The sequence below is a fragment of the Streptomyces marokkonensis genome, from assembly GCF_008312835.1.
In the GTDB taxonomy this organism is placed as follows: domain Bacteria; phylum Actinomycetota; class Actinomycetes; order Streptomycetales; family Streptomycetaceae; genus Streptomyces; species Streptomyces marokkonensis_A.
Map to the genome: position 1 here is coordinate 184,611 of NZ_VSKS01000007.1, position 26,762 is coordinate 211,372.

Genomic DNA, 26,762 nt, shown 5'->3' on the forward strand with positions numbered 1-26,762 from the left:
AGCCAATAATCTACATCACTGTAGAAAGAGCTGGAGGGGTGCGACCGTGTCCCAGGTCGGCGTGTCTCGCTGAAGCTCCCGGTCAGTTCCGCGAGTTACCGAAGAGCAGGCGATGGGCGATGAGCAGTGTGAGGGTGCCCGCGATGGCCGAGCCTCAGGTCGCGGCGTCGAAGAACTGCCGCTGCAGCGGCCGGTCGTGGAGCTCGGCCGACAGCCGGCCGCCCGCTAAGGCGCCGGTGACGCCGATGAGTGTCGTGCCTTGCCACGGTCCTGCTTGCGTGTGGGCGCGCCTCGGGGCAGCGTAACTTCTCCACTGATGTAAAAGGTTTGATGGCGGGCTGGAGGGTTGCGCCGGGGGCATGAGGCACGTGCGGGCGTCTATACGATGTCCGCTCGGAGAACAGGTGGCGGCGGAAGGGAGGCAGGGTGTGGCTGAGCGGCAGCGTCCCCGGCGGCGGGGGCAGGGAGAGCTGGAGGCACTGGTCCTGTCGGCGCTGCGGGACGCGGACGCACCGGCGACGGCCGGCTGGGTGCAGGAGCGTCTGGGCCAGGACCTCGCCTACACGACGGTCATCACGATCCTGACCCGGCTGCTGGCCAAGGGTGCCGTCACCCGGGAGCGGGCGGGCCGCTCCTTCGTCTGGACTCCGGCCTCGGACCATGCCGGTCTGGCCGCCCACAAGATGCGCAGGGTTCTGGACGCCGAGAGTGACCGGGAAGCGGTCCTGGCCAGCTTCGTCACCGGGCTCGGCCCGGACGACGAACGGCTGCTGCGCGAACTGCTGGGTCAGTCCCGGAGCGAAAGGGAAGACTGAGACCTCATGGGGGTGTTCGTCTTTCTGCCGCTGGTCCTTCCGCTGACGGCCTGGCCGATCGCACGCCTGGCCGAACAGCATCTCCACCCGCGCACCGCGACCAGGTTGCTGACCGCGGTGGCGGCCACGATGGCGGTGTGCAGCACGGTGTGTCTTGGATTGGTGATGGTGGTCGGTACCGCTCAGCTTCCCGGCAACCCGCTGCCCGACGGCTGGTCCGACCCGGAGGTGCGCGAGGCGGTCCCGTACGACGAGGTCGCCGGCAAGGCGGCGATCCCCGCCCTGTGTGCGGTGCTCATGGCATGCGGGAGAACGTTCTGGCGGCACGCCCGAGTGCGCCGTCGCGCCCACCGGGCGCTGGCCGGCCTCCGGGATGCGGAGGTGGCCGTCCTTCCGGATGACGTTCCCTACGCCTACGCGCTGCCGGGCGGTCGGCGGGATCGCGTTGTGGTGACCACGGCCCTGCTGGACTGTCTCGAACCGGCCGAGCGCCGGGCGTTGTTCGCCCATGAAAGGGCCCATCTGGCCGGCCGGCACCATCGTTTTCTGCTCGCGGTCCAACTGGCCGCGCGGGCCAACCCCTTCCTTCGGCCGCTGCGCACGGCGGTGGCGTACACGGCGGAGCGGTGGGCGGACGAGGATGCGGCCCGGGCGGTCGGCAGTCGTCGGACCGTGGCGTATGCGATCGGCAGGGCGGCTCTGGCGTCTCGGGGCACTCCGGTGGTCACGCTGGCGGGCTTCGCCGCGACCGGACCGGTGCCGCGCAGGGTGGCGGCCCTGCTCGGACCCGCTCCGGCGGTGCGCCGCTGGCCGTCGGTGTTCACCTCGGTGGGCCTGGCGACTTGGGGTGCCGCCGTGGGGGCCGCCGTTTCCGCGATGTCGTCCGCGAACTCCGCCGTGACGATGGTCCTCATCCTCCACGCGGCCACCCCCCTCTGACCCGGGCGGGGCGTCAGGTGTCGTCGATGAGCACGGCGAGTCCGGCGACGAGCCCCACGAACGCCAGCAACGCGAGCAGGCAGGTGAGCAGTACCAACCAGCCGGTCAGGATGCTCACCAGGGCCAGCCCGCGGCCTTCCCCGTCCAGTCGACGGCCCCGGAAGCGGCCGGCGTGGCCCGTGGGAACGGCGATCAGCGCGCACAACAGGGCCAGACCGACGAAGAGGCCGGGATTGATCCAGGCAATGCCGGTGACGAAGTTCGCGAGGAACGTGACACCGCCCAGCGCGAAGAACGCACTGATCTTCGCTGTCCGGTTCCTTCCCACGAGCGTCCGCGGCGCCTTCCCGGACGCTGTTCGCACGTCGTCACCGCTGGTCACGCTCGGTCCCCCAATGTCCTGCCTGTACGCATGGCGGGCAAGTGATCCTACGGCCTCGCATGTTCCGGCGGTGACGGTGTGGTCGGCACGGCGACACCCCGGAGACCACCCGCACCACCACGGTCAGCCATCCACAGGGTTCGGACGCACAGGCCGAGGTGCTCGCTTCCCGTCTGCCGGATGTGCGGGCCGGGCAGGACACGGCCGCTGCCGTCGACACGGTGACCCTGGTCGTCGGCACCGACCTCGATCCCGAGGACATACAGGTGGGGCGAGGGAGTTGAGACCGGGTCAGACCGTTCTGTTGTCCGCTTCGGTGGCCGGCCGGGCGATCCCGGTGGCGTCGAGTGCGGCGGCGTAGGCGTCGGCCGCGCTCTCGGCCAGGTACGGGGACATGCGCAGCAGAACCCGTCCGTTGAGGTAGGCGTGCTCCGTGTGGGCCAGTGAGCGGGACGCGGAGGCGTGCAGGCGCTCGACGCGCGTTCGGGCGGCGTCCGCGCCGGGGAACACCTCGATCGCACCGCCAAGATGCACACTGCCCGGATCGGGCACGGCGACCGTGGCACCGTCGATCCGGCGGTCCTCGAAGGTCAGCTTGCTCCGGTGGCCGTCAGGGGCGCCCAGGAGACCATCGGGGTCCTCATCGCGGTGGGTACGGAGAATCGCGTTCTCCACGGGGAGTCCCGCCTCCTGCACGCGACGGAAGACGGTCTCGGCCTCGTCGGTGACGATCGCGGCGCCCGTATGCCGGTCCTGGTGGTGTCCGGCGCCGAACGGCAGAGGGATCGGCTTCTCGGGCAGAGCCGACAGCACGATGCTGACGAGCATCCCGGCGCTGGCCAGGACCGCGGCCGACCGGATGTGCCGCATGGAGCTCTGCCTCGGGGATCGGTCGATGTCCGACATCATTGCTCCAGCTCCCACCGTGGATACGGCGGGCCGGCGCCGGAGAGGAGTGCACCGGCCCGCCGTGCGGTCCGGGTCGGTCAGAGGTCGAACTCGTGGGGCGGCAGGTCGAGGGCGTAGCACGCCTCGCGGACCACGGCCTGCTCGTCCTTGTCGAAGTCGCCGTCGGCGCCGCCGATGACGATGCCGATCTGGATGACGGCCCGTGCCTCGGCGGGCTTCTTCCTCGCCTTGGCGATCTCCTGCATGACGCTCACCTTGCCGAAGGCGAAGTCGGTGGTGAGCTTGTCGAGGTTGTCCTCGAAGCGGCGGCGCAGGTCGTCGGCGGGGAAGTTCTGCAGCACCTCGTTGGTGGCGATGAGCTGGGCCACGCGCTGCCGCTCGGACGGGTCGACGGTGCCGTCGGCCGCGGCGACGAGCGCGCACATCGCCATGCTCGCGTCGCGGAAGGCGCCGCTCTTCAGGTCGTTCTTCTTCGTCATGAGCTGGGTCTGCATCGTCGATGCGGACTCCTTGAGGCGGTCCCACAGGGCCATGAGAACTCCGTACGGGTCGGGAGAATGCCCGGACCGGATGCTCCGGACAGCGCTTCTTCTACAACATCGTAGAAACTATCAGCAGGGGGCGGGGAGGTCCGTCCACCCGTCCCCCTGCTCGTGCGGCCCCCCGTCGTCGGACGGGGGCCGGTGTCAGCCCTCGTCCTCCTCGTCGCCCTCGAAGAAGTCCCCGACCTCGTCCACGACTTCGGCCGCGACCATGCCCCCGACGACGCCGACCGCGAGTCCGGCGGCACCCGCGGCGACGACGGTGCCCATGCCGGGGCCGGAACGACGGTGGTCCTCGTGGTGGTCACCGTGACCGTGGGCGCCGTACGCCGTCCGATGCTCGACCAACTGGCGGACCCAGCCGTCGACTTCCGTGTTCCAGTCGCGGGAGTCGTGATGGCCGACGGTGAAGCGGGTCAGCGCGTCATGGCCGCCGGAGAAGAGGCCGCCGCGCTTGTCGGCCTCCAGGACGACCTCGATGCCGCCCGGGCCGGCCAGGAAGGTCACCTCGATCTCGTTGACCTGGTGCGCGTACTGCGGCGCCGGGGTGAGCTCGAGCTCCTGGTAGAAGGGCAGCTGCTGGCCGGTGCCGCCGATGCGCCCGTACTCCAGGTCCGCGGACCTGAAGCCGAAGCCCAGCCGGCCGAAGGCCTCGAGGATCGCCTCCTGCGCGGGCAGCGGGGCGACGTCCAGCCGGTCCAGGTCACCCTTGTCCTTCGCGCCGGCCACCGCCAGCTCGGTGCGCACGCCGAGGACGATGCCCAGGTGCTGCCCGTACAGCTCGGTGACCGGCGTCTCCCACGGCAGCGTCACCGTGAACGGGACGCTGTGCTGCCGGCCCGCGCCGAGCCGGAAGCCGCCGCCGACGGTGAACCGCTCGAAGGCGACGGTGCCCTCGCTCTCGCCCTCGCCGTGCTCGGCCTCCACCCGGGCCACGAGCTCCAGGGTGATGTGCTCGATCTCGAAGTCGGCCTCTCCGCCCCTGAGATGGACCTGGCCGGTCAGCGCGCCGCCGGGACGGGCGGCTCCCGGTTCGAGGACCGTGTCGACGGTGGGTCCGCCCACACCGAGTGATCCCAGCAGTCGTCTGAACACCATGGTGGCGTCCACTCCTTACGCGTGCGTGTGTCTCGTTCGGGTGCGGTGCCGCGCGCCAGGGCGGGCGCGGCACCACGACTGTGCGCGGAGGCGGCTACTTGGCCGCGTCCAGCGCGGCGAGGGCCTGCGCCCAGCGGACATACTTCAACTCGGCCAGGTCGGCCACGGTCTTGACGCCGAACGCCTCCTGAAGCAGCTCGCCGTCACGGTCGGAGACCCCCTTCAGTGCCCCCACCGGGGCGGCGAGGATCTCGGGCAGGCTCTTGTCCGCCCATGCCCTGTCCAGCACCTTGTCCAGGTCGATCGAAGCCATGTGTGTCTTCTTCCGCGTGAGTGAGGCCCAGCCCTGCTGCGGACCTTCTACAAACGAGTAGAAGCATAGAGCTGTCCCAGGGCGGGAGCGGCACGGTCGGCGCGGGCGCGCCGGGAAAGGCCGAAAAAGGGCTCTTGCGGGGCCGAGCCCGGCGAAGAGTTCTCTGCTCCGGGCGCCGTGTCCGGCACGAGGTCGCAGGCTGGGAGGTGGCAAGGGGGGCCTTGGGCGAACGCCCCAATGATCGCCGATCGGGGAACCGGAAGAGGGGCCGGATGGTCCTGGCCTCCAGCGAGCGACACTGTGTCCACGAGGCCCGGTGCTCGACCCTCGGGCGGTGAAGCAGCCCGCTGAGTGGCACGGTGGGAGTATGGACGGCTACGCGTTCGACATCGCCCTCATCGGCGCGCTGATCGTGCTCAACGCGCTGTTCGCCGGAACGGAGATGGCGCTGGTCTCCTTGCAGGAGAGCCAGCTCCGCCAATTGAGCAAGGGCGGCGGAACACGGGCGACGCGGCTGGTGCGCCTCGCGCAGGACCCCAACCGGTTCCTGGCCACCATCCAGATCGGCATCACTCTGGCCGGCTTCCTGGCCTCGGCGACCGCCGCGGTATCCCTGGCCGAGCCACTGACGCCCCTCTTCGGGTTCGCCGGCCGGGCCGCGGAGTCACTGGCCATTGCGTTGGTGACCTTGGTGCTGACCTTCGTGACCCTGGTGGCGGGTGAACTTGCTCCCAAGCGGCTGGCGATGCAGTACGCGCAGCGGTGGGCCCTGCTGGCGGCGACTCCTCTCGACGTCCTGGCCGCGGCGGCACGCCCTGCCGTCTGGGCCCTGAGCAGGGCCACCGACCTGCTCGTCCGTCTGTTCGGCGGTGATCCGCGCGAGACCCGCAGGCCTCCGAGCACCGAGGAACTGCGCGACATGGTCGTCAGCCAGCGCGGCCTCACCGCAGAGCAGCGCACCATCATGTCCGGCGCCCTGGAGATCCACGAACGCACCCTGCGCGCCGTAGTCGTCCCGCGCCGTGCCGTGTTCGCTCTCCCCGACGACCTGCCGGCCGCTCAGGCCCGCCTCGACCTGGCCAGCTCCGGCCACTCCCGTGCCCCGGTCCTGCGTTCCGGCCGCATCGACGACGTCGTCGGCATCGTCCACCTGCGCGATCTGACCACCGCCGACGACGCCACACCCGTCACCGAACTCGCCCGGTCCGCAACGTACTTCTCCGACTTCACCAAGGTCTCCGAAGCCCTCCGCCGCATGATGGCCGCCCGCCAGCAGTTCGCCCTCGTCGTCGACGAGCACGGCTCCGTCGACGGCATCGTCACGATCGAGGACCTGCTGGAGGAGATCGTCGGCGAGATCTACGACGAGACCGACGCCGACCTGACGACCGTCAGCACCCAGCCCGACGGGTCCCTGGCCGTGCCCGGCAGCTTCCCCGTTCATGACCTTCCCGACCTGGGCGTCGACATCGGAGACCTCGCCCACGGCCCGTACACGACCGTCGCCGGCCTCGTCCTGGCCCAGCTGGGGCACCTGCCACGGCAACCGGGAGACAGCGTCCGGCTCACGGACTGGACTTTTCAGGTCACCGGCGTCCAGCGGCATACCGTCACAACCGTCCGGCTACTGCCGCATCGGTCTCGGTGATCCGTACTCCGCCGGGCCTCTCCGGTACCGGGCCCTGGCGTGACGTGATCTGCGGCTCCTTCAGGAGCGACGCCCCGCGATGGGTGAGCCTCCCGGTACCAGCCGTGTCCTTGTCCGCCGGACTCGCGCGATCGAGAGAGCTGGGAACCGGGAGCGATCAGGCTTGATCGGCGCCCAGTCATCCTGACCGGCGGCGCAGGTGTACGCGTGAGGAGTGCGGAGCGGGAGGCGGATACCGGATGCGAAGACGGCGGTCGTCCCTCCTCCCGGACCGATGGGAACAGCGGCGCGTTGCCCATGCCGGCGTCCCGTGCGGACAGGACGCTGTCCGTCCGGGCGCTGAATCGTTGATTCCGAGTCGTACAGGGCGGCCCACCCCTTCGGCCGCCGGAGCGGATGCGGCGTACACGCATCGCCTTGATCTACACCCGGAGCATGTGAGAGGAGGGGTGCACTACATCCCATGCAGTACGTCGGTCCGGACCCAGGGGCGGATCGAATGCGGGAAAACCCGGGTGAGTATGGACGGGTACCCCGGTCGGAACCTCAGCCTTTCCATGTGCCGGGTCTCGTCCTGCCCGAAATCCAACGGATTGGTCCCAGGTGGCTACGTTCCTCTATCGACTTGGCCGACGCGCATTCCGGCGCCGCGGTGTCGTCGCCCTCCTGTGGGTGGCCGTACTCGTGGGCGTCGGCGTCGCCGCGTCCACCGCGCCCGCCCCGCCCGAAGACTCCTTCGCCATGCCCGGCACCGAGTCCCAGGAGGCCTTCGACCTGCTTGACGAGCGCTTCCCGGCTGCAGCCGCCGAGGGTGCCACAGCGCGCGTCGTCATCCGTGCCCCCGAGGGCCGCAAGATATCCGACCCGATCGGCAAGGCCAGGGTCGACGAGCTGGTCACTGCTCTCGGCGACGGCCCGCAGGTCGCCTCGGTGGCCGACCCGTTCAAGGCGGATGCCGTCAGCAAGGACGGCACGACCGCGTACGCCTCCGTGACGTACAAGGTCAATTCCATGGAGCTGACCGATCAGGCCCGCGACTCGCTCACGGCCGCGACCGACGACGCGCGCAGCGACGGTTTCACCGTCGAGACCGGTGGCGACGCGGTCATGGCCGAGCAGGAGATGGGCGGCACCGCCGAGCTGATCGGCATCGGAGTCGCAGCGGTGGTGCTCCTGCTGACCTTCGGTTCACTCGTTGCCGCCGGCATGCCGCTGCTCTCGGCGATCATCGGTGTCGGCATCGGCATCTCCGGTATCGGAGCCCTCGGCAGCACGCTGGAACTCTCCGCCACGACCTCTACCCTCGCCATGATGATCGGCCTCGCCGTCGCCATCGACTACGCCCTGTTCATCGTTTCGCGGTACCGGGCGGAGATCGCCGAGGGCCGCGCCCACGAGGAGGCCGCCGGACGCGCGGTCGGCACCGCCGGCTCGGCGGTCGTCTTCGCCGGACTCACTGTCGTCGTGGCCCTGGCGGGACTTGCCGTGGTCAACATCCCGATCCTCACCAAGATGGGCTTGGCGGCCGCAGCCACGGTCGGCATCGCCGTGCTGATCGCGCTCACCCTCACCCCGGCACTGCTCGGCTTCGCCGGTAAGAAGGCGCTCAGTCGCAAGGACCGCAAGGCTCCTGCCGGACAGCGGGAGGCGTTCGCCAAGCCGAAACTGGGTGCCCGCTGGGCCCGCTTCGTGCTGCGCCGTCCGGTGACCGTCCTGTTCACCGCGGTGCTCGGCCTCGGCGTTGTCGCCGTGCCGGCCGCGAGTATGGAGCTGGGCCTGCCCGATGAGGGCAGCTCTGCGCCCGACAGCACGCAGCGCAAGGCATACGACATGCTGTCGGAGTCCTTCGGCGCCGGCTTCAACGGCCCGCTGATGGTCACCGTCGACACCCGGAGCGCGAACGACCCCGAGGCCGCAGCCGAGGCCGTCGGCAAGGAGATCACCGGCCTGGGCGAGGCCGCGGCGGTCACCCCCGCGAACTTCAACGAGGCGGGAGACACCGCCGTCCTCACCGTCGTCCCCAAGACCGGGCCGAGTGACGCGGCCACCGAGTCGCTGGTCAAGGACATCCGCGCACTGTCCGGCGACGTCGAGGCCGAGACGGGCGCGACCATGCTGGTCACCGGTATGACCGCGATGACCATCGATTTCTCGCAGACACTGGACGACGCGCTGATCCCCTACCTGGTCCTGGTCGTCGGCCTCGCCTTCCTGCTCCTCATGCTCGTCTTCCGCTCGGTCCTCGTCCCGCTGAAGGCTGCTCTGGGCTTCCTGCTCTCGGTGGCCGCGGCGCTCGGTGCGGTGGTCGCGGTGTTCCAGTGGGGATGGCTCGCGGGTGTCTTCGGCGTGGACCAGCCGGGCCCGATCATGTCGATGATGCCCATCTTCATGATCGGCGTGGTCTTCGGTCTGGCCATGGACTACGAGGTCTTCCTCGTGACCCGCATGCGTGAGGCGTACGTTCACGGGTCGTCCGCCGCCGAGTCCGTCATCACGGGCTTCGCCCACGGCGGACGGGTCGTCGCCGCTGCCGCGATCATCATGATCAGCGTCTTCTCCGGCTTCATCATGGAGAACGACGACATGATCAAGATGATGGGATTCGGTCTCGCGATCGCGGTCCTCTTCGACGCCTTCGTGGTCCGTATGGCGATCGTGCCCGCCGTGCTCGCCCTGCTCGGCACCAAGGCGTGGTGGCTGCCCAAGTGGCTGGACCGCCTCCTGCCGAACGTCGATGTCGAGGGCGAGAAACTCCACAAGGAGCTCCGCGGCACCGCCGCGCCCGCGGAGCCCGTACGCGAGCCGGAGACGGCCCGGGTCTGACACCCGCGCGCAGCATCCGAGCCCCGGTGACCTCCGCTCAGAGGGCACCGGGGTTCTCCCCGCAGCACCCTCCTTGGCACCAACCGGCGCCTCGGCCCCCGTGGTCGTACGACCACGGGGGCCGATGTGGCGCTCTCGCAGGGCTACGACTGCACGAACTGCAGGATGTCCCGGTTGAGGATGTCCGGGTGGGTCGACAGCATGCCGTGCGGGAATCCCTCGTACGTCTTGAGGGTGCCGTTCTGCAGGAGCTCGACCGACAGCGGCGCCGAGTTCGCGTACGGCACGATCTGATCGTCGGTGCCGTGCGCCACGAGGACGGGGACGTCGATCTTCTTGAGGTCCTCGGTGAAGTCGGTCTCGGAGAAGGCCTTGATGCACTCGTAGTGGGCGTTGGCCGCCCCCATCATGCCCTGCCGCCACCAGTTGTCGATCAGGCCCTGGGAGACTTCGGCGCCGGGCCGGTTGAAGCCGTAGAAGGGACCCGACGGAAAGTCGATGCAGAACTGCGCGCGATGGGCGGCGAGGGTCGCGCGGAGCTCGTCGAAGACCTCGATCGGCAGACCGTCCGGGTTGCTCTCCGACTTGACCATGACCGGCGGGACCGCGCCGACGAGCACCGCCTTCCCGACCCGGCCCGGCTCGGCGCGCGCCACGTAACGCGCGACCTCTCCGCCGCCGGTCGAGTGGCCGATGTGTACGGCCTCCCGCAGATCGAGCGCGTCCGTCAGCGCCGCCACGTCGGCGGCGTAGGTGTCCATCTCGTGACCGCTCGGGGACTGGCTGGAGCGGCCGTGACCGCGGCGGTCGTGAGCGATCACCCGATAGCCCTGCGCGAGGAAGAACAACATCTGGTTGTCCCAGTCGTCGGCGCTGAGCGGCCAGCCGTGGTGGAAGACGATCGCCCGGGCGTCGCGCGGACCCCAGTCCTTGTAGAAGATGTCCGTGCCGTCAGGCGTGGTGACCGTGCCCATGGGTGATCCTTCCGCGTGAAATGGCTGAAGGCCGCTGCTCCCGCGGCCTTCAGGCCGCGGCTGGACGCACGGACATCACCCTACGCTCAAGTCCCACAGGGCTCATCTCCGGATATGTCATGGCTCGCGCGTGTTCAACGGATCTCTCGGTGAATCACACGTTCTATGGTCCTTTGATGTTGCTCGTTCCCAGATGGGTCCTGTTCTCGTCCGGGTGTGCGCCCGTGCTGCTGATCGCGGGCTGGATGGTCGCGGCGTCACTGGAAGGGCCCGGCTACGACCCCGTCACTCAGACGATCAGCGTCCTGGCGGCCTACGGAGCATCCGGATCATGGGTGATGAACGGGGCATTTCTCGCGCTGGGCGTGTGCCACCTGCTCACCGCCTGGGGGTTGCGGGCCGCGGCGGCGGCCGGGCGCGTGGCACTGGCCGGCGGGGGAGTGGCTGCTGTGGTGGTGGCGCTGGTCCCGGCACCGGGCAGTGGAGGGTCCCTGCGCCACGGTTCTGTGGCCGCGGTCGGATTCGCGCTCCTGGCCCTGTGGCCGCTTCTGGCCGCCGACGGCGGCGGTGGCGCTCCGTGGGCCCTGCGGCCCGCGCCCGCTTTCGCGGCGACCGCCGTGATGGTCGTCGGTGCGGCCTGGTTCCTGCTCGAGATGCACCGCCAGGGCGTGGCCGGCGTGGCGGAACGCGTGGTGACGGCCTTTCAGTCCCTCTGGCCCTTCCTGGTCGTCACCTCGTGCCTCCGCCACCGCCGGTCACCGCATGACGCCTGTCCGGACGAAGCGTGAACCGACCGCCGGGCCGGAAGACCGCGGGCGCCCCGGTCGCCCCGCGGCCATGTTCCGCGCACCGCCGATCCGGGTTCCCGGCGTCCGGTCCCGGAACTGCTCCAGTGTCCGGCTGCCACGCGGAAGCCGTGGCCGGCTGACGACGGTGCCTCAGCCGGCCGGCACGTGGACGGCCGCGCAGGGCGCGGACTTCGTGGCCGCGGCGGACGCGAGTGCTCGGCAAGCCTCAGGGACTCGGCGCGGTCAGGTACCGCTGGATCGTCGGTGCCAGCCATGCCACGATCTCCGCCCGCGCCAGCCCCACCGCCGGTGGCATCCGCAGTACGTACCGCGTGAGCGCCAGCCCCAGCAGCTGCGACGCCAGGAGTGCCGCCCGTGCCGGGACCTGCTCGGGGTCGGGGCACACCTGCCGGGCGACCGGCAGCAGCTGGTCCCGCAGGATGCCCTGCATGCGGTCCGCCGCGGCCCGGTTGGTCACGCCGACCCGCAGCAGGGCGGTGAGGACCTCGTTGTTCTCCCACATGTCGAGGAAGTGCTCGACGAGGATCCGCCCCACGTCCTGCCGGCGGTCCGCCCCGCTCACGTCCGGCAGTCGCAGGTCGATGGCGACGGCCGCCGCGAAGAGGCCCTCCTTGTTGCGGTAGTACCGCATCACCATCGACGGATCGATGTTCGCGTCCTTGGCGATGGCGCGGATGGTGGCTCGCTCGTAGCCGTCGGTCGCGAAGCGCTCGCGGGCCGCCGCGAGGATCGCGCCGCGAGTGGCGTCGGAGCGGCGGGGGGCGCCGGAGCCGGGAACCGTGGAGGTGCTGTCGCTGCCGTTCATGCCAACAAACGTAGGCCAACGGACGTAGGGCAACAAGCGTTCGCCAACCATTGTTTGCCAACGACTGTTGACGTCTTCCTCGGCGCCTCGCTATCGTCGTCAACGAGCGTTGGCCAACATTTGTTGGCAGTAGGTGATGGCAAGCAAGCGTCGGCAACAGGAGGCCACCATGAACGGCACCGCCACCCACCGGCCCGTGATCGTCGTCGGCTCCGGCCCCACCGGCCTCCTCCTCGCCGGTGACCTCGCCGCGGCCGGCGTCACCGTGACCCTCGTCGAGAAGCGGCCGCGCAAGATCAGCAATCTCTCCCGCGCCTTCGGGGTGCACGCCCGCACCCTGGAGCAGCTCGACGCCCGCGGCCTCGCCGACGAACTCCTCACCACCGGCGACACCATCACCGGCCTGCGGCTCTTCCGCCGCCTCTCCCTCGATCTGAGCACGCTGCCCTCGCGTTTCCCGTTCCTGCTCATCACCCCGCAGTACGAGGTCGAGCGGCTCCTGGAGCGGCGGGCCCGGGAGGCCGGGGTCGAGTTCGCGTACGAGAGCGAGGTCGTGGGGCTGCGGCAGGACGACGAGGGGGTCGACCTCGACGTGCGCGGCGCGGACGGGGCGGTCGTCACCCGCCGGGCGGCCTATGTCGTCGGCGCCGACGGTCACCGGAGCGCCGTGCGGGAGGCGATCGGCCTGGACTTCCCCGGTGTCTCCGTCATCAAGTCGCTGATCCTGGCCGATGTCCGGCTGGCCGAGAAGCCCGAGGGCGTCCTCACCGTCAACGGCCGCGGCGACGCCTTCGCGATGATCGCCTCCTTCGGTGACGGCTGGTACCGGGTCATGGGCTGGAACCGCCGCAACGAGGTCTCCGACGACGCCCCGCTCGACCTCGACGAGGTCAAGGAGATCACCCGCCGTGCCCTGGGCACCGACTACGGCATGCACGACGCCCGCTGGCTCTCCCGTTTCCACAGTGACGAGCGCCAGGCACCGCACTACCGGGTCGGGCGGGTCTTCCTCGCCGGGGACGCCGCGCACATCCACTCCCCGGCCGGCGGGCAGGGCATGAACACCGGCCTCCAGGACGCCGCCAACCTGAGCTGGAAGCTCGCCGCGGCCGTCCAGGGCCGGGCGCCCGAAGGGCTCCTCGACAGCTACGAGGTCGAGCGCCACCCGGTCGGCAGGGCGGTGCTGCGCAGCAGTGGCGGACTGGTCCGGCTGGCCCGCGCGCGCAATCCGCTGCTGCGTGCCGCCCGCGCCCTTGTCTCCGCGTTCGTCGACATGGCCCCGCCCGTCCAGCGCGAGGCCCTGGGCCGGATCACCGGGATCGGCTACGCCTACCCCGCCCCCCGCGGCGCCCACCGCCTCACCGGCACCCGCGTCCCCGACGTCGCCGTGAAGGACGGCCGGCTCTACGAGGCGCTGCGCGGCGGCCGGTTCGTGCTGATCACGCCCGGGGCGTACGAAGGCCCCGGTGTCCGTGAGGGGTGGCTGACCGTGGAGCGCTGGGCGAGCGACCGCCGGACGACCGTCCTGGTACGGCCCGACGGATACGTGGCCTGGGCGGCGGAGGGCGCGGACGCGGCGGGGACCGAGGAGGCGGTGGCCCGGCATCTGGGCCAGGCCCTCTCGGCTGGAGCAGACCGGCGTCGCGGGGCCAGGGTGGTCGAGAGGCGCCGCACCTCACGGCCGTGCTGATCCGCCTAGCCCGGTTCGCGGCCGAGGACGCGGCGGGCCGCCTCGGCCTCGGCCGCCCGCGGGGACAGCTCGTCGAGAGAGTCGAGCTCGGTGTCCGTTTCCAGCTCCCGCTCCCAGGCGGCCGCGAGCCGCTCCTGTTCCTCGCGCGGTCTGGCGCCGACGGCCTCGCGGTGGTCCGGGTCCAAAGCCGTCAGGAATCGTCCGACCGGGTCCGTGGACATCCCGTGCTCCTTGTCGCTCGGAAGGGGGCCTGCTCCGACCCAGCATGGCCAGCACGCCACGCGACGGCCGCCCGACACGGCAGGTGACCACCCTGATGGCCCCGCCCCGTACGCGGAAGGACAGCTTCCCGACACCTGCGTCCGTCAGGGCGGGATCCCGTTGTCAGAACCCTGCTCTACAGTTCCCGTCACTTGATCATTGTGGATGGGGAGGCCCGCATGGGGTGGGTGTCGGCCGGCGGCTACGAAGTCGCCCTCGACGACGGCAAGGTGGTGTGCCGCAACGCGGCCGGACGGCGGCTGAAATCCGTACCGTCCAAGATCGCCGACGATCCGGTGGTGGTGGGGCTGCGTCAGCTCGTCGAGTGGCTGGAGCGACACGAACGGCAGTGCCTCGCCGACGTGGAGCGGTGGATGGTGCGCTCGCTCCCGGTGCCGTTCGCGGTCCTGGCGCGGGTGTGGCCGGACCCGGCCTGGCAGGCTGCCCTGCGCGACATGGTGGTCACGGGGACGGACGGAGTGGTCGCCGGGTTCCTGCGGGACGCCGACCCCGAGCGTGGCCTCGGCCTGGTGGACCTCGACGGCGACACCGTCCGGCTCACCCCGGGCCTGGTCCGCCTGCCGCACCCGGTGCTCCTCGACGAACTCGAGGAGTTGCGCGAGTTCGCCGTGGAGATAGGCATCGAGCAGCGCGCCCAGCAGCTCTTCCGCGAAGTGTGGCGCCGGCCCGCGGGCCTCGACGCCGAGGCGGGCTCCGTCGAGGACTACGCGGGCGGTGCCTTCAAGGAGCTGAGGTTCCTGCACGGCCGCGCGACCCAACTGGGTTACCGCGTACGCGGAGGCCACGCCGTGTGCTCCGTGCTGGAGGACGGCCGCGGCGTCGAGGCCCGGGTGTGGGTCGGCGACTACGACGGCTACGCGGAGACGGAGACCGGCCCGCTGGTGTTCACCGACCCCGCGGGCCGGGCGCTGAAACTCGGTCAGGTCGGGCCGGTGGCCTGGTCGGAGGGCATGCGCATGGCGGCCGCGCTGTACGCCGGGCGCGACATCGAGGACGAGGAGCGTGCGGCATGACGACGTACGAGTACGACGGGATCACCTTCGACGAGACCACCTCGGCCGCGCTCCTCGACGCCGGCGCCGTGCTGCCCCCGGGCGCCACGGACCGGGAGGACGCCGACGTCCTCACCGTCCGCACGTACACGCACACCGCGCTGGACGAGCGGAAGGTCGTACGGCTGGTGCCGGGCACGCTCGGCGAGGCCGAGGACCTCGCCCTGGACTTCCTCGGACTGGTCCGGGAGCCGGAGACCCGCGAGGTCGGGCAGGTCCGCCGGGAAACCCTCGGCTTCCCCGCGTGGGCGCTGGTCAACGACCCGGCGAACGGACACCACGCGCTGGCGCTGGTCAGGGACGTCGAGCGGCTCGCCCGGCAGGCCAAGTCCCGCCCCGGCACCGCCAAGGAGGGCTTCGAGGCGCTCGGCGAGCGGCTCGGCCGGGCCGTCCCGCACTTCCTGCCCACCTTCTACGAGCAGGCCGCCCGCGTCTTCCTCCAGTACGAGAACACCACCTATGCGGCGGCCTTCTTCGGCAAGGCCCGCGACGCCGAGCGGGTGCACGCGCTGACCGTGGACGAGGAGCGGCAGCGTGCGGTCTTCCTGGAGTTCGCCTTCGCCGGGGCACTGACGGTCAAGGCGCTCAAGGAGCATGTGAAAGCCCTCGCGGCGCGGCTCACCCCGGCCGAGGCATGGGCGCAGTTCCGGCAGCTGACCGTGGAGCGCTGCGCCGCCGGCATGCCGCCCTACGCGTCCCTGCCCCAGGACGCGCGCACCCTGATCAAGGCGGCCGGTCTCGACCGGGTCACCGAGGAGTGCGCCCTGGTCGCGGACCTGCTGGCGTCGCCCGCGGCGGTACGGGCCCCCGCGTCCTTCTGGAACACCTACCGGGCGACGCTCGTCGTCCTCGCCGAGCGGCAGCCCGCCGTACGGGTCCGGCTGCTGGAGATCATGCCGGCCGGTCTTGGCCGCTCCACGGAGGACGACGAGTTCTGGCTGGCGCTGCTCGCGGAAACCGGCGCCGACCTGCTGCTCACCGGCGGGACCGAGGCCGCGGACGCGGTCGACGCGGCGGACTGGCTCACCCGCTGGGCACTGCACCGCAAGCACGGCGGCTCCGTCAGCGGCCGCTCACCGGCCACCCTGGCGCTCGTCGGGCGGATGGCTCCGCGCCTGCGCGCGGACGGCCGTCCCGTCGACCTCTTCTCGGGCCGGTGGCACGCCGGTGCCGACCTCGACCTGCTGGACCTGTGCAGTGCCGAGGACATCCCGCTCAAGCTGCCCGAGGCCGGTCAGGACGCCTTCCTCTTCGTCACCCAGTGGCTGGAGGAGACCCGGCCCGGACGCCGCGACCTGACGGCCGTCGCCGCCGACCCGCGACTGAGGCGCCTGCTGTACAACGCCGTCGGGGACGTCAAGAGCCGACGTCTCGGCCCGGGGACGCTGGAAGCCCTGGCCGGGCACCCCGTGCTCGCCGACGTGCTGCGCGAGTGGCTGGACGACGCGGCCGGGGAACTGGCCGCCGCGGCCGGCCTGCCCGCCGCGCGCGCCGCGCTCGAACGGCTGCGTCCGTTCCGCGAGGTCGCCCCCCGCGTCAGCCCGCGGGCCGTCGAGCGCGTCGCCGCCCTCGACGTCGTGCCGCTGCTGCGCCGCACCCTGCGCGCGGGCATCCTCGACGAACTGGGCTGGCCCGCCCTCGACGAAGCGGTGCGGCGCCTGGACACGGAGACCCGGCGCGACCGCGACGACACGCTCGCCGTCGAGGAGGCGTGGCCGGCGCTGATCCTCTCCCGCAGGCACAAGGCGATCGTCGTGGGACCCCAGGACATCCTTCTGGAGCACGACCTGCGGCTGCCGGTGCAGCTCGACAGCTGGCAGCGCCCGTCGTTCCGCTACGCGGACGGCGAACTGCTGGTGATGTGGCGCCACGACGGCAAGCAGTACGGCTACTGGTCGGCCCGCCCGTCCGAGGTGTTCCCGCTCGGCGGCGAGAAGCTCCCGCACTGGTACGGCCGCGACGCAGGCGAGACCTCGATACCCCTGCCGGGCGGCGGCCGCGCCACCGGCGGACGCGCCCTGCACGCGGGCGACACGGTCGTGCCGCCCGCCCGCCGCATCCTGGGCGACGGCACCTCCTACTGGCGCCAGGGCCGGCAGGGACCGCGTCAGGTGTGGCTCGAGTACGACCCGGCCACCGGCACCCACGGACGCGCCTCACTGCCCGCGTTCCTGCGGTCCGGCATCAGCGAGGGCGCCGCCCTGCTCCAGCAGCACTGCATGGTGCTGCCCCTCCAGTCCGGCCTGGAACACAGCCCGTTCGGCACCGACGGTACGGTCCTCGGCCGGTGGGTGCGCACCGAGGGCGAGGGGGACGAGGCGCGCACCACCGTCGGCACGCCGGACGGCCGGACCGTCACCCTGCCCACCGCAGCCGGTCGGATCCCAGGCGTGCCCCTCGGGGCTCTGCGGCTTCCCGGAGGCGTCGAACCCGTCGCCGTCGCCCAGTACCGCCAGGTCACCCTGTACACGGGCGGAGACGACACCCGGGAGCTGGGCCGGGTGACCCCTCTGGAACGGGGCGGCGAGTTCGCCGCCGGCACACGGCTCGTCCCGCCGGTGGACTTCTGGCACGCGCTGCGACCGCGCGACGAGAGTGCCTCGGCGCTGCTGCGGGCGCTGAGCGACGAACAGGCCGGTGACCTCCTGCGCGCCGGTGCGCAGGCCCTGACCGAACGGCAGGCGCAGGCGGCTGCCGAGGCCGCCCGGGCGAAGGCGAACGCCGACACGCACACTCCTTCGGGCGGTACGAACGGCACGTCCGCCGTGCCCAGCGCCGAGGAGTTCCTGCGCGGGGCCGTCGCCCGCACCCTCCCCGCCCTCACCGAGCCGCGTCTGCTCACCGGAGTCGCCGCCCTCGTGCACGCGGTACTGCGCCTGGCGGCGTCCGTCGCCACGTTCGTGACACCCCCCGCCGAGCGGCCCAGGACCGAACGCAAGCGCGTCGAGGGCATGTTCGCCGACTACAGCCCAGAGGACGGCGACGACCAAACGCTGCGCGAGGCGACCGCCGGTCTCGCCGAGCAGTACGGCTGGTGGGGCGGCGGGCAGCGCTGGAGCGCGCTGCGGCAGATCCGCGCCGTCAACCACGTCCTGTCGGGCAGGCCCGCCGACGGCAAACCCCTGCCCGACTCCTCCCGGCTCGCCGGGTCCGCCGACGGGTGGCGCAGTGACGACCTCACCGTCCCGGGCATCGGTGTGCTGTGGCCGTCCTTCCTGGACGTGCTGCGTCCGCTCGCCTACCGCGCCGCCTCACCGACTCTCACGGACGCCCACCGCAGGGCCCTGCTGCTGCTCTTCGACGCGATCACGGAGGGCCCGCTGGCGGAGCCCGGGGGCGCGCTGCGCGAGATCGTGCTGAGCGAACCGCAGGGGAGGCAGGAGCGCGTCGGTCAGGTACTGCGCCGGGAGGGCCGCACCGTAGTCGTCCTCGGGTGCCAGAGCGTCGACCACCACGCCAAGCGCGTGAACTGGCTGGCCCTGGACCACGATCCGGCCGGCCTGTTCGGCGCCGTCGCCCACTTCACGCTGGAGCGGGAGACCGCGCACCCGCCGGTGTTCCCGGCCGACGCGCTGGCGGCGGTGACCGCGCTGATCCGGGACAAGGGCGCCGCGGCCTGGCAGCCGGAAGCGCCCGCCGCCCTGACCGCCGCCACACGCGACGGCCTGGGGCCCGTACAGGCGGCCCTGCTGCTCGCGGGGAAGCCGGCGCAGCTCACCGACGAGGTGATCGCCGCGACGTCCCTGAAGCCACGTCAGAAGCAGCTCGGTGACGCGTTGCTGGCCTCGCTGGAGCCCGGCGACCGGCTGGCGCTGATCGGCGCGCTGCTGCCGGACACCCCCGGGGACCTGTGGACCGCCGGACCGGACACCGCAGCGGCCGGCCGGGTGTGGGCGGAGCGCCTCGACGGGGTCGTCCGCCTGCCCGAGGACCTCGCGGGGAACCTCTCCCTCGCGGGACTGTCCACCCGGAGTGTCGAAGGGGTCCTCAACCCCCGCCGCACCCCCTGGCTCAGCCGCACCACGGTGCAGCGGCCCGACAAGGACGGCAACCTCGTACCCGAGGACCCCCGGGCGCTGCCCGGACGGTACGACCTGACGGGCGCCGTGTCCGCCCTGGCGGGCCTCGCCTACTCCCTGCCCTACGGAGACCCCCTGCGCGCCGCCCTGCCGGACGGGCTGGCCGCGCTGCGCCGCCGCGTCGCCGACCCGGGGCTCCTGCTCGACCTCGACCTGGAGTGGACGGAGAAGGGCTCGTCGACCGCCGTCGAGCTGCGCAAGGCGTACGGACTGCCCGCCACCGGCGGCGCGGACACGGACGGCCTGACCCGCCTCGGCGAGGCACTGGTGCTGCGCCCCTGGTACGGCGACCAGGAAGCCGTCCTCGTCCGTACCGGCGCCCTCACCAGGGCGGACGACCCCGTGTTCGGACTGGTCGAGGGTCTCGTCGGGCCCGGACGGGGCGAGGGCGTGCGGGCGCTGCGGACGATCCTCGACGAGGAACTCGCCCGCGCCCTCGCGGCCGGAACGGATCCCGAGGGGCCCACCGGGTACGCCCAGGACCCGTCCGTCAGCGCACCCGACGTGGTCGCCGAGGCAGCCGGGACACACGGCCTGGGCGCGGACGCGGCGGCCCTCTACCTGCAACTGCTGGCCCTGCCCGACCCGACGGACCGCAACTGCGCGCGCTGGACGGGCTGGAAGCCCGCCCGTATGAAGAAGGCCCGCGCCGAACTGGCCGCCACCGGCCTGGTCGTCGAGGCCAGGCGGGCCCGCGCCGGACGCACGCTCTTCCTGCCGTGCGGCTGGCTGGACCTGAAGTCCCCGGCGCTGCCGGTGGAGATCTGGAAGCAGGGCCTCTACCCGGTCCCCGGTCACACCCGCGCGGTGCCGTTGCTGCCGGTGCCCGAACTGTTCCGGCGCGCGTGGGACCGCGTCCGCGCCGGTGACGCGCCCGCCTACGAGGAACTCACCACCCGCGCCACCCGCAAGGGCCGCCGCCGATGACCACCGTCCACCCGCACCCGGAAGACATCGCCCCGATGACCACCGCCCTGTCCCCGTCCCCCGCCCGCCAGATCGTCCCGCCCGAGGAGCGGTACGCGACCGAACTGGCCTTCCTCGCCGCCCACGACGACGGGCCCCGCCCGCCCGCCTGGCGGCTCACCCCCCGCGCCGTCGTCACGTTCGTCATGGGCAGCGCCGGCAGCGCCTTGAAACTGCCCGACGCCGCCGAGGTGCCCGACGGGGTGCCGCGCCGCCTGGTCATCGAGGACAAGTTCGTCGGCGACCGGGCGCTGGTCGAACGGTGCGTGGTGACCCTCGCGGGGGAGCGGGGTCTGCTGCTCGTCGGCGAGCCCGGCACCGCCAAGTCGATGCTGTCGGAACTGCTGTCCGCCGCCGTGTGCGGCACCAGCGGCCTGGTCGTGCAGGGCACCGCCGGCACCACCGAGGACCAGCTCAAGTACGGCTGGAACTACGCCCTGCTGCTGGCGCAGGGCCCCACCCGGCAGGCGCTCGTGCCCTCGCCCGTGCTCACCGCCATGACCCGGGGCGCCGTCGCCCGTGTCGAGGAGGTCACCCGCTGCCTGCCCGAAGTGCAGGACTCACTGGTGTCGCTGCTCTCCGAACGGCGGATCGCCGTCCCCGAACTGTCCGGCACCGACGACGCGCTGGCGCACGCGGCACCCGGGTTCACCCTCATCGCCACCGCCAACCTCCGCGACAAGGGCGTGTCCGAGATGTCCGCGGCCCTCAAGCGCCGCTTCAACTTCGAGACGGTCGGCCCCATCGGGGACCTCGACGCCGAGACCGCGCTGGTGCGCGGCCAGGCCCGGGCCTCCGTGGAACGGGCCGGGGCGCCGTTCCAGGTCGACGACGCCGTACTGGAGGCCCTGGTCACCGCGTTCCGCGACCTGCGCGAGGGCCGGTCGGCGGAGGGCTGGGAGGTCGAGCGGCCCTCGACGGTGATGAGCACCGCGGAAGCCGTGTCCGTCGCCGGCGCGCTCGCCCTCGCGGCGGCCTACTTCCCGGGCGACCGCGACGTGCTCGGACTGCTGCCCGGCCATCTGCTCGGCGTGGTCCGCAAGGACGACCCCGCCGACGCCGCCCGGCTGCGCGGCTACTGGGACGGCCCCGTCCGGCGCCGCGCCGAACAGGGCTCCGCCACCTGGCGCACCCTGTGGGACCTGCGTACGGTCCTGGAGGGCTGACGGCCGTGTCCCTTTCCCACACAGTGGCCCCGGAGGGCGGACCCGTCCCGCCCGACGAGGCGCTCGCCGTCCTCACCGACCCGTCCGCGCCCTGTCTCGTCGGCGTACGGCACCACGCGCCCTCCCTCGCCGCCGCCGTGCCCGCGCTGCTGGACGAGGCGAAGCCCGAGGTGCTGCTCGTCGAACTGCCCGCCGAGATGCAGCACTGGCTGCCCTGGCTCGGGCACGAGGAGACACGGGCCCCGGTGGCGCTCGCCGCCGCTCCCGGCGACGGGAGCGGCGGGGGAACGGCGTTCTACCCGTTCGCCGACTTCTCGCCCGAACTGGCCGCCGTGCGCTGGGCCGTGCGGAACGACGTGCCGGTGGTCGCCTGCGACCTGCCGCTCGCCGACCGCGCCTGGACCGCGGACCGGCGGGCCGGGGGAACGGGGGCCGGCCGCCCCGGTCTCGCCACCGCCGTGCGGGCCCGGCTGACGGGCCGGCCCGGGGACGACCTCTGGGACCGGCTCGTCGAGGCGGCCGCCCCCGGCTCCCCGCCCGAGGCCCTGCGCCGGGCCGCCCTGCTCACCGGGTGGGCCCTGCGCGCGGACGCGGTCGCCTCGGGCGGCGTGCCGGACCTGGACCTGCGGCGCGAGCGCTGGATGCGCGCCCGGCTGGCCGAGGCCACCGCACGGGGCGAACGGGCCGCCGTGGTGGTCGGCGCCTTCCACGCCCCGGCGCTCGTACGGCAGGACGCGGGAGCCGGCACGGGGGAGGAGCCCGGACCGGCCGACGGCACGCAGCGGCCCGGCTGGACCACCTCCCTCATCCCGTACACCTACGCCCTCCTCGACGAGCGGTCCGGCTACCCCGCCGGCATCCGTGATCCCGAGTGGCAGGACATGGTGCTGCGCGCGGCGGGGGATCCCGCGGCGCTCGAGGAAGCACTGACCCGGGCGGCCGTACGGGTCTGCGCCGAACTGCGTGGCCTGGGCCACCCGTCGGGGCCCGCCGACGCACGGGAGATCAGCCGGCTCGCCTCGGACCTCGCCCGGCTGCGCGGCCTGCCTGCGGCGGGCCGCGGTGAACTGGTCGAGGCCGTGCAGACGGTGCTCGCGCAGGGTGAGCCGTACGGGCGGGGCAGGGCCGTGGCGCGGGCGATGGAACGCGTCCTCGTCGGCACGCGCAGCGGGCGCCCCGCTCCACAGGCACCGCGCAGCGGCCTCGCCCCCGCTGTCGAGGCCGAGGTGGCACGGCTCGGCCTGCCCGGCCCCGGTCCGGGCGGCCCCGCGCGGGACCTGCGGCTGGACCCGCTGCGGTCCGACCTCGACCGGCGCCGCGAACTGCTGCTGCACCGGTTGACGGTGTGCGGGGTGCCCTACGGGGAGGCCAAGGAGGTCGTCGGCGCGGGCGGCGCCGAGGCGCTCACCTCCCGCTGGGAGGTGCGCTGGACACCCGCCACGGCGGCCATGCTGTCCGCCGCCGGCGTGCGGGGAGCCACCCCGGAGCAGGCCGCCGAAGGCGTCCTGCGGGAACGGCGCCGCTCGGAGGGCGACGAGGGCGGACCGACGGCCGCGCAGGCCCTCGCCGGGCTCGGGCAGGCGGCGGAGTGCGGCCTGCCCGGCCTGGCGGACGAACGGCTCGGCGACATCGCCGACGTCCTGCCCCGGGCCGGCACCCTGCCGGAGCTCCTCGCCGGCCTGGCCCTGCTGGACCGGCTGCGGGCCGGTCATGTCCCCGGGCTCGGTGCCGAACCGGACCGCGAGGCCCGGGCGGCCGCCGTCGCGGAGCTGCTCACGGCGGCGGCGGTACGTCAGGTGGACGGCCTGACCGGATCCGAGGACCTGGCCGACGCCCACGCCCTGCTCGAACTCTCCCACCGCGCGGACCTGCTGGGCGGCATCCGGCTCGCCGACGCCCTGGTCCGTCTGTCGGCCGACGGCTCCCCGCTGATGCGCGGTGCCGCGGGAGCCGTGCGCGTGCTGCTCGGGCACGAGGACGCGCGGGCCTTCGGCGACCGTGTGGCCTCCTGGGTCGACGGGGCCACCGACCCCGACTCCCGCGCCGCGCTCACCGCCCGGCTCAGCGGGCTGCTGACCGCCGCCGGCCCGCTGCTCGAGGCGGCGGAGCTCGCCCTGGAACCGCTGCTCGCCCGGGTGTCCGAGCTGCCCGACCGGGCGTTCCTCGACCGGCTGCCCGCGCTGCGCGGAGGCTTCGACACCCTCAGCCCCGCGGCCCGCGACCGGCTCTTCGCCTCCGTCGAGGAGCGCCTCGGCACCGCGCACGTCGGCGACACGGACGGCATCGAACCGGCCGCCCTCGCCACCTGGACCGGGGCGGACCTCGCGGCCCGCGAGAGGCTGCGGTCGCTGGGACTCCTGCCGGGGCCCCGCACCGGTCCGGCCGCGGCGGACGAGGTGGGAGGGGTGCCGCCGGGCGGCACACCGGAGGGGCACGGCAGCGGCGCCCCGGACGGCGGCGCCCCGGGGACCGCCGCCGTGAAGCCCGCACCGGATACCGCGGCGCGGCCCCGACCGGACGGTACGGCGGCGGAGGGCGGGGCCGACACCGAGATCCTCCGTACCGATGACGACGTCCTCGCCCCCGCCGACCGCTGGCGCCTCCTCCTCGGCCGCCGCACCGACGCGCTGCCGCCGTCCGCCGCGCCGCTCGCCACCGCACTGGACGAGCTGTACGGCAGCGGACGCGGCGAAGGCAGCCGGGGGAACCGCGCGGGCCCGGGCACCGGCGGGGGACGCGAGGCGCCCTATCCCGGCGTACGGGAGTGGTCCGAGGAACTGGCCGCGCTCTTCGGGCCCGGCATCCGCGAGGAAGTGCTCGCGGCGGCCGCCGCGTCGGGTCGCGGCGACGTCCTCACCGAACTCGACGCGGACAGCGCACGCCCCTCGGTGGACCTGCTGCGCACGGTGCTGCGCCACGCGGGCGGACTGCCCGAGGCCCGACTGGCCGGACTGCGCCCCCTCGTGCGGCGCCTGGTCGACGCACTGACCCGGCAACTGGCCACCCGCCTGCGCCCCGCCCTGCACGGCACGGCACTGCCCCGCCCCAGCAGACGCCCCGGCGGAGGCCTGGACCTGCCCCGCACGCTCCGGGCCAACCTGGCGACCGCGCGCCGGAGCCCGGACGGCAGCGTTCAGGTGATCCCCGAACACCCGGTCTTCCGCACCCGGGGGCGCCGGACCGCCGACTGGCGGCTCATCCTGGTCACGGACGTGTCGGGATCCATGGAGGCCTCCACGGTGTGGGCCGCGCTGACCGCCTCGGTCCTGGCGGGGGTGCCGACCCTCTCCACCCACTTCCTGGCCTTCTCCACGGAGGTCATCGATCTCACCGGGCACGTGGACGACCCGCTGTCCCTGCTGCTGGAGGTCAGCGTGGGCGGCGGCACCCACATCGCGGCGGGACTGCGGCACGCGCGTGAGCTCGTCACCGTGCCGTCGCGGACCCTCGTCGTGGTGGTCAGCGACTTCGAGGAGGGCCATCCGCTCGGCGGTCTGCTTGGCGAGGTCCGCGCGCTGGTCTCGGCCGGCTGCCACGTCCTGGGCTGCGCGAGCCTCGACGACACCGGACGGCCCCGCTACTCCACGGGCGTCGCCGGTCAGCTCGTCGCGGCGGGAATGCCCGTCGCCGCCCTCAGTCCGCTCGAACTCGCCCGCTGGGTAGGGGAGAAGATCGCATGAGCCCGGACCTGCCTCCGGTCGTCCCGTCCGTCACCGCCGAACTCGTCGCGGCGCTCTCGCCCCGGCTGCGCAAGCGGCTGGACGCGGGCGTCACCAAGCTCCTGGCCCGTCCGGTCACCCGCGAGGGTGACACCGTGCGGATCGCCGTCGACGACGGGACGGATCTCGTCCTGCGTGCCCCCGGCGGAGTGGTGACCGGCGCGGACGCGATCCACTGCGGCTGTCTGCTGGCCCCCGCCTGTCTGCACCGCGCGGCCGCGGCCTCGGCCGCTCCGGTCGCCGACGACGCCGCGGCTCCGGAACCCGCCGCGGTCACCGGAACACAGGACGGGACGGAGCACACGGAGGAAGCGGCACCGGCGGCACGGCCGGGCCCGACGAGCGGGGAGACGGAGGCCGGGACCGTCACCGCCGGACAACGCGCCGCCGCCCGGGAGGTGTTCGACGCGGCCGCCGCCGTCCTGGAGGCCGGCACGGACGGCGCCGGCGCGGTGCTCCAGGCGGAACTCCTGCACGCCGCGCACACCGCGCGTCTCGCCGGCCTGCCGAGGGCATCCGCCGCGGCCGTCTCCGTGGTGACCGCGGTCCGGGCGGCCCGCACCGCGGACCCCGGGTACCGGCTCACCGACCTCGCCGACGCGCTGGCCGGTGTCCTGGGCGTCGCCCACCGCCTTCCGCACGCCACCGGCCCGGACCTGACCGAACTGCGCGGCACGGTGCGGCAGCCGTACCGCCCCGACGGCTCCCTGCGCCTGTACGGGCTCTTCTCCGAGCCCGTCCTCACGGCCACCGGCCACGCGGGCGCGGTCACCTGGACCGCCGACGCCGACGGACGCCTGTACACGGTGTCGGACGTGGCACCGGGCGGACCCGCACGGGCGACCGGGGCCGCCGACCGGGCCGTGCGCATGGGCGACACCGCCCTGACCCACCGTGAACTGTCGCGCGCGGGGCTGGCGGTGTCCGGTGCCACCGTCTCCCCGACGGGCCGCCTCGGCGCGGGCGCCGGGGTACGGGCGGTCCGCGCGTCGGGCGCCGCCTGGCGCGCCGAGCCGCTGGACCGGCTGTGGGCCGTGCCCGCGGCCGGACAAGTGACCCGGGCCCTGAGCGGCGGACAGGACCTGCTGTTCCTCGAGGTGACCCTCACCGGCACGGTGCGCGAGACGACGGGCGACTGCCTGCTGGCCGACTGCGGGGGAGTGCCCCTGCGGCTGGCCGCCGCCCACGACGACCCGTCACTGCCCTACCGCGACAACCTCCGCCTGCTGGCCGCCGCCGGCGGCCGGCTGCGGATCGTCGCGCGCCTGGCGCCCGGACCGATTCCCCGTGCCCTGCTCCTCGCCGCCGAGCACCCCACCGACCCGGACGCCCGGGTGGACCTGGGCCTTGACCGCCTCCAGCACGCGGATCTGCCCGCCGGGGCGGTCGCGCCTCCGGCCGGGGCCGCCCCCACCGGGGACGAGGCTCCGCTGCACCTGCTGCGCCGCCGCGTCCACCAGGCGGTGTCGGGCGGCCGCCGGGTCCTCGCCTTCAACGGGAGCACGTCGGGCGATGCGGCCCGCCTGCGCCGTCTCGGCCTCGCCACGGCGGCCGGTCTCCTCGACGACCTGCACACCGCCGCCGCCGACCGCTCCCGTGACGCCTTCGGCCGTCTGCTCCCGGCCGACACCGGCCGCTTCGCCCGGTCCTGGCTCGCCGCCGCCGTCTACACCGACGTGGTCGAACGGGCGCTGTGCGCGCACGCCTGGGGAGCGGCCGCGAGCGGGACGGGCCTGCCGGCCGGTGCCTGA

Annotated in this window: 19 protein-coding genes and 2 pseudogenes; 12 read left to right on the top strand and 9 right to left on the bottom strand. The window is 73.3% G+C overall.

The window, feature by feature from the left end; translation table 11 throughout:
• Positions 1-82 precede the first annotated feature (82 nt).
• Positions 83-259: pseudogene (locus tag F1615_RS36290) on the bottom strand (GlsB/YeaQ/YmgE family stress response membrane protein); the annotation flags it as partial.
• A 169-nt stretch (positions 260-428) separates the two neighbouring features.
• On the opposite strand from F1615_RS36290, the gene F1615_RS14765 reads away from it, so the two are divergent.
• Positions 429-815 carry a BlaI/MecI/CopY family transcriptional regulator gene (locus F1615_RS14765; protein WP_149549424.1) on the top strand — a complete coding sequence of 129 codons (387 nt, stop codon included), beginning with the start codon at positions 429-431 and terminating at the stop codon, positions 813-815.
• Between the two features lie 6 nt (positions 816-821).
• Positions 822-1,754 carry a M56 family metallopeptidase gene (locus tag F1615_RS14770; RefSeq protein WP_149549425.1) on the top strand — a complete coding sequence of 311 codons (933 nt, stop codon included), beginning with the start codon at positions 822-824 and terminating at the stop codon, positions 1,752-1,754.
• Positions 1,755-1,767: 13 nt separating this feature from the next.
• Here the strand turns inward: F1615_RS14770 and F1615_RS14775 are convergent, their stop codons facing one another.
• Positions 1,768-2,136: a DUF4190 domain-containing protein gene (locus tag F1615_RS14775; RefSeq protein WP_149549426.1), complete on the bottom strand. Its 369-nt coding sequence runs from the start codon at positions 2,134-2,136 to the stop codon at positions 1,768-1,770.
• 101 nt (positions 2,137-2,237) lie between these two features.
• Here F1615_RS14775 and F1615_RS36845 point away from each other — a divergent pair.
• A pseudogene (locus F1615_RS36845) lies at positions 2,238-2,420 on the top strand (LCP family protein); the annotation flags it as partial.
• Positions 2,421-2,427: 7 nt separating this feature from the next.
• On the opposite strand, the gene F1615_RS14780 reads toward F1615_RS36845, so the two are convergent.
• The 4 genes from F1615_RS14780 to F1615_RS14795 form a co-directional block, all read right to left on the bottom strand.
• Entirely contained in the window at positions 2,428-3,006 is a 579-nt protein-coding gene (locus F1615_RS14780) for a hypothetical protein (protein ID WP_149549427.1), read from the bottom strand.
• Positions 3,007-3,122: 116 nt separating this feature from the next.
• Positions 3,123-3,578 (bottom strand): tellurite resistance TerB family protein, encoded by a 456-nt coding sequence (locus F1615_RS14785; protein WP_149549428.1) that lies wholly within the window; start codon positions 3,576-3,578, stop codon positions 3,123-3,125.
• Positions 3,579-3,731: 153 nt separating this feature from the next.
• Positions 3,732-4,685: a sporulation protein gene (locus tag F1615_RS14790; protein WP_149549429.1), complete on the bottom strand. Its 954-nt coding sequence runs from the start codon at positions 4,683-4,685 to the stop codon at positions 3,732-3,734.
• 94 nt (positions 4,686-4,779) lie between these two features.
• Complete coding sequence (locus F1615_RS14795) at positions 4,780-4,998, bottom strand: hypothetical protein (protein WP_149549430.1); 219 nt, start codon at positions 4,996-4,998, stop codon at positions 4,780-4,782.
• A 367-nt stretch (positions 4,999-5,365) separates the two neighbouring features.
• Here F1615_RS14795 and F1615_RS14800 point away from each other — a divergent pair, with 367 nt between their 5' ends.
• Positions 5,366-6,646 carry a hemolysin family protein gene (locus F1615_RS14800; protein ID WP_149549431.1) on the top strand — a complete coding sequence of 427 codons (1,281 nt, stop codon included), beginning with the start codon at positions 5,366-5,368 and terminating at the stop codon, positions 6,644-6,646.
• A 603-nt stretch (positions 6,647-7,249) separates the two neighbouring features.
• Positions 7,250-9,469: an MMPL family transporter gene (locus tag F1615_RS14805; protein ID WP_149549432.1), complete on the top strand. Its 2,220-nt coding sequence runs from the start codon at positions 7,250-7,252 to the stop codon at positions 9,467-9,469.
• A gap of 143 nt (positions 9,470-9,612) precedes the next feature.
• Here the strand turns inward: F1615_RS14805 and F1615_RS14810 are convergent, their stop codons facing one another.
• Positions 9,613-10,443, bottom strand: coding sequence for an alpha/beta fold hydrolase (locus F1615_RS14810; protein ID WP_149549433.1), 831 nt, complete (start codon positions 10,441-10,443; stop codon positions 9,613-9,615).
• Positions 10,444-10,619: 176 nt separating this feature from the next.
• Between F1615_RS14810 and F1615_RS14815 the strand changes: the two genes are divergently transcribed.
• On the top strand, positions 10,620-11,231 hold the full coding sequence (locus F1615_RS14815) for a DUF998 domain-containing protein (RefSeq protein ID WP_149549434.1): 612 nt from the start codon (positions 10,620-10,622) through the stop codon (positions 11,229-11,231).
• 226 nt (positions 11,232-11,457) lie between these two features.
• Here the strand turns inward: F1615_RS14815 and F1615_RS14820 are convergent, their stop codons facing one another.
• The gene (locus tag F1615_RS14820) at positions 11,458-12,057 is read right to left on the bottom strand and encodes a TetR family transcriptional regulator (RefSeq protein WP_149549435.1); all 600 of its coding nucleotides are present in this window, start codon (positions 12,055-12,057) and stop codon (positions 11,458-11,460) included.
• Between the two features lie 169 nt (positions 12,058-12,226).
• On the opposite strand from F1615_RS14820, the gene F1615_RS14825 reads away from it, so the two are divergent.
• Positions 12,227-13,747 (top strand): FAD-dependent monooxygenase, encoded by a 1,521-nt coding sequence (locus F1615_RS14825; protein ID WP_244328737.1) that lies wholly within the window; start codon positions 12,227-12,229, stop codon positions 13,745-13,747.
• A gap of 5 nt (positions 13,748-13,752) precedes the next feature.
• On the opposite strand, the gene F1615_RS14830 is transcribed toward F1615_RS14825, so the two are convergent.
• A complete protein-coding gene (locus F1615_RS14830; protein WP_149549437.1) occupies positions 13,753-13,968 on the bottom strand; it encodes a hypothetical protein in 216 nt (71 codons plus the stop codon).
• Positions 13,969-14,187: 219 nt separating this feature from the next.
• Here F1615_RS14830 and F1615_RS14835 point away from each other — a divergent pair, with 219 nt between their 5' ends.
• Genes F1615_RS14835 through F1615_RS14855 form a run of 5 tightly spaced genes read left to right on the top strand, consistent with a single transcriptional unit; the run spans position 14,188 to position 26,762 of the window.
• Positions 14,188-15,042, top strand: a complete 855-nt coding sequence (locus F1615_RS14835) for a DUF4132 domain-containing protein (RefSeq protein ID WP_149549568.1) — start codon at positions 14,188-14,190, stop codon at positions 15,040-15,042.
• Positions 15,039-20,087 carry a hypothetical protein gene (locus F1615_RS14840; protein WP_149549438.1) on the top strand — a complete coding sequence of 1,683 codons (5,049 nt, stop codon included), beginning with the start codon at positions 15,039-15,041 and terminating at the stop codon, positions 20,085-20,087. Before F1615_RS14835 ends, F1615_RS14840 begins: the two co-directional genes overlap by 4 nt.
• A 35-nt stretch (positions 20,088-20,122) precedes the next feature.
• Positions 20,123-21,292 carry an ATP-binding protein gene (locus tag F1615_RS14845; RefSeq protein WP_149549569.1) on the top strand — a complete coding sequence of 390 codons (1,170 nt, stop codon included), beginning with the start codon at positions 20,123-20,125 and terminating at the stop codon, positions 21,290-21,292.
• Between the two features lie 5 nt (positions 21,293-21,297).
• The gene (locus F1615_RS14850; RefSeq protein WP_244328738.1) at positions 21,298-24,972 is read left to right on the top strand and encodes a vWA domain-containing protein; all 3,675 of its coding nucleotides are present in this window, start codon (positions 21,298-21,300) and stop codon (positions 24,970-24,972) included.
• Positions 24,969-26,762 (top strand): hypothetical protein, encoded by a 1,794-nt coding sequence (locus tag F1615_RS14855; RefSeq protein ID WP_149549440.1) that lies wholly within the window; start codon positions 24,969-24,971, stop codon positions 26,760-26,762. Before F1615_RS14850 ends, F1615_RS14855 begins: the two co-directional genes overlap by 4 nt.

What these genes read in the sequence shown, in the direction of transcription:
- F1615_RS14815 (WP_149549434.1), top strand. Translation starts at nt 10,620, where the DNA reads ATGTTGCTCGTTCCCAGATGGGTCCTGTTCTCGTCCGGGTGTGCGCCC.
- F1615_RS14825 (WP_244328737.1), top strand. Translation starts at nt 12,227, where the DNA reads ATGAACGGCACCGCCACCCACCGGCCCGTGATCGTCGTCGGCTCCGGC.
- F1615_RS14795 (WP_149549430.1), bottom strand. Translation starts at nt 4,998, where the DNA reads ATGGCTTCGATCGACCTGGACAAGGTGCTGGACAGGGCATGGGCGGAC.
- F1615_RS14785 (WP_149549428.1), bottom strand. Translation starts at nt 3,578, where the DNA reads ATGGCCCTGTGGGACCGCCTCAAGGAGTCCGCATCGACGATGCAGACC.
- F1615_RS14855 (WP_149549440.1), top strand. Translation starts at nt 24,969, where the DNA reads ATGAGCCCGGACCTGCCTCCGGTCGTCCCGTCCGTCACCGCCGAACTC.
- F1615_RS14840 (WP_149549438.1), top strand. Translation starts at nt 15,039, where the DNA reads ATGACGACGTACGAGTACGACGGGATCACCTTCGACGAGACCACCTCG.
- F1615_RS14830 (WP_149549437.1), bottom strand. Translation starts at nt 13,968, where the DNA reads ATGTCCACGGACCCGGTCGGACGATTCCTGACGGCTTTGGACCCGGAC.
- F1615_RS14810 (WP_149549433.1), bottom strand. Translation starts at nt 10,443, where the DNA reads ATGGGCACGGTCACCACGCCTGACGGCACGGACATCTTCTACAAGGAC.
- F1615_RS14790 (WP_149549429.1), bottom strand. Translation starts at nt 4,685, where the DNA reads ATGGTGTTCAGACGACTGCTGGGATCACTCGGTGTGGGCGGACCCACC.
- F1615_RS14820 (WP_149549435.1), bottom strand. Translation starts at nt 12,057, where the DNA reads ATGAACGGCAGCGACAGCACCTCCACGGTTCCCGGCTCCGGCGCCCCC.
- F1615_RS14835 (WP_149549568.1), top strand. Translation starts at nt 14,188, where the DNA reads ATGGGGTGGGTGTCGGCCGGCGGCTACGAAGTCGCCCTCGACGACGGC.
- F1615_RS14845 (WP_149549569.1), top strand. Translation starts at nt 20,123, where the DNA reads ATGACCACCGCCCTGTCCCCGTCCCCCGCCCGCCAGATCGTCCCGCCC.
- F1615_RS14780 (WP_149549427.1), bottom strand. Translation starts at nt 3,006, where the DNA reads ATGCGGCACATCCGGTCGGCCGCGGTCCTGGCCAGCGCCGGGATGCTC.
- F1615_RS14770 (WP_149549425.1), top strand. Translation starts at nt 822, where the DNA reads ATGGGGGTGTTCGTCTTTCTGCCGCTGGTCCTTCCGCTGACGGCCTGG.
- F1615_RS14800 (WP_149549431.1), top strand. Translation starts at nt 5,366, where the DNA reads ATGGACGGCTACGCGTTCGACATCGCCCTCATCGGCGCGCTGATCGTG.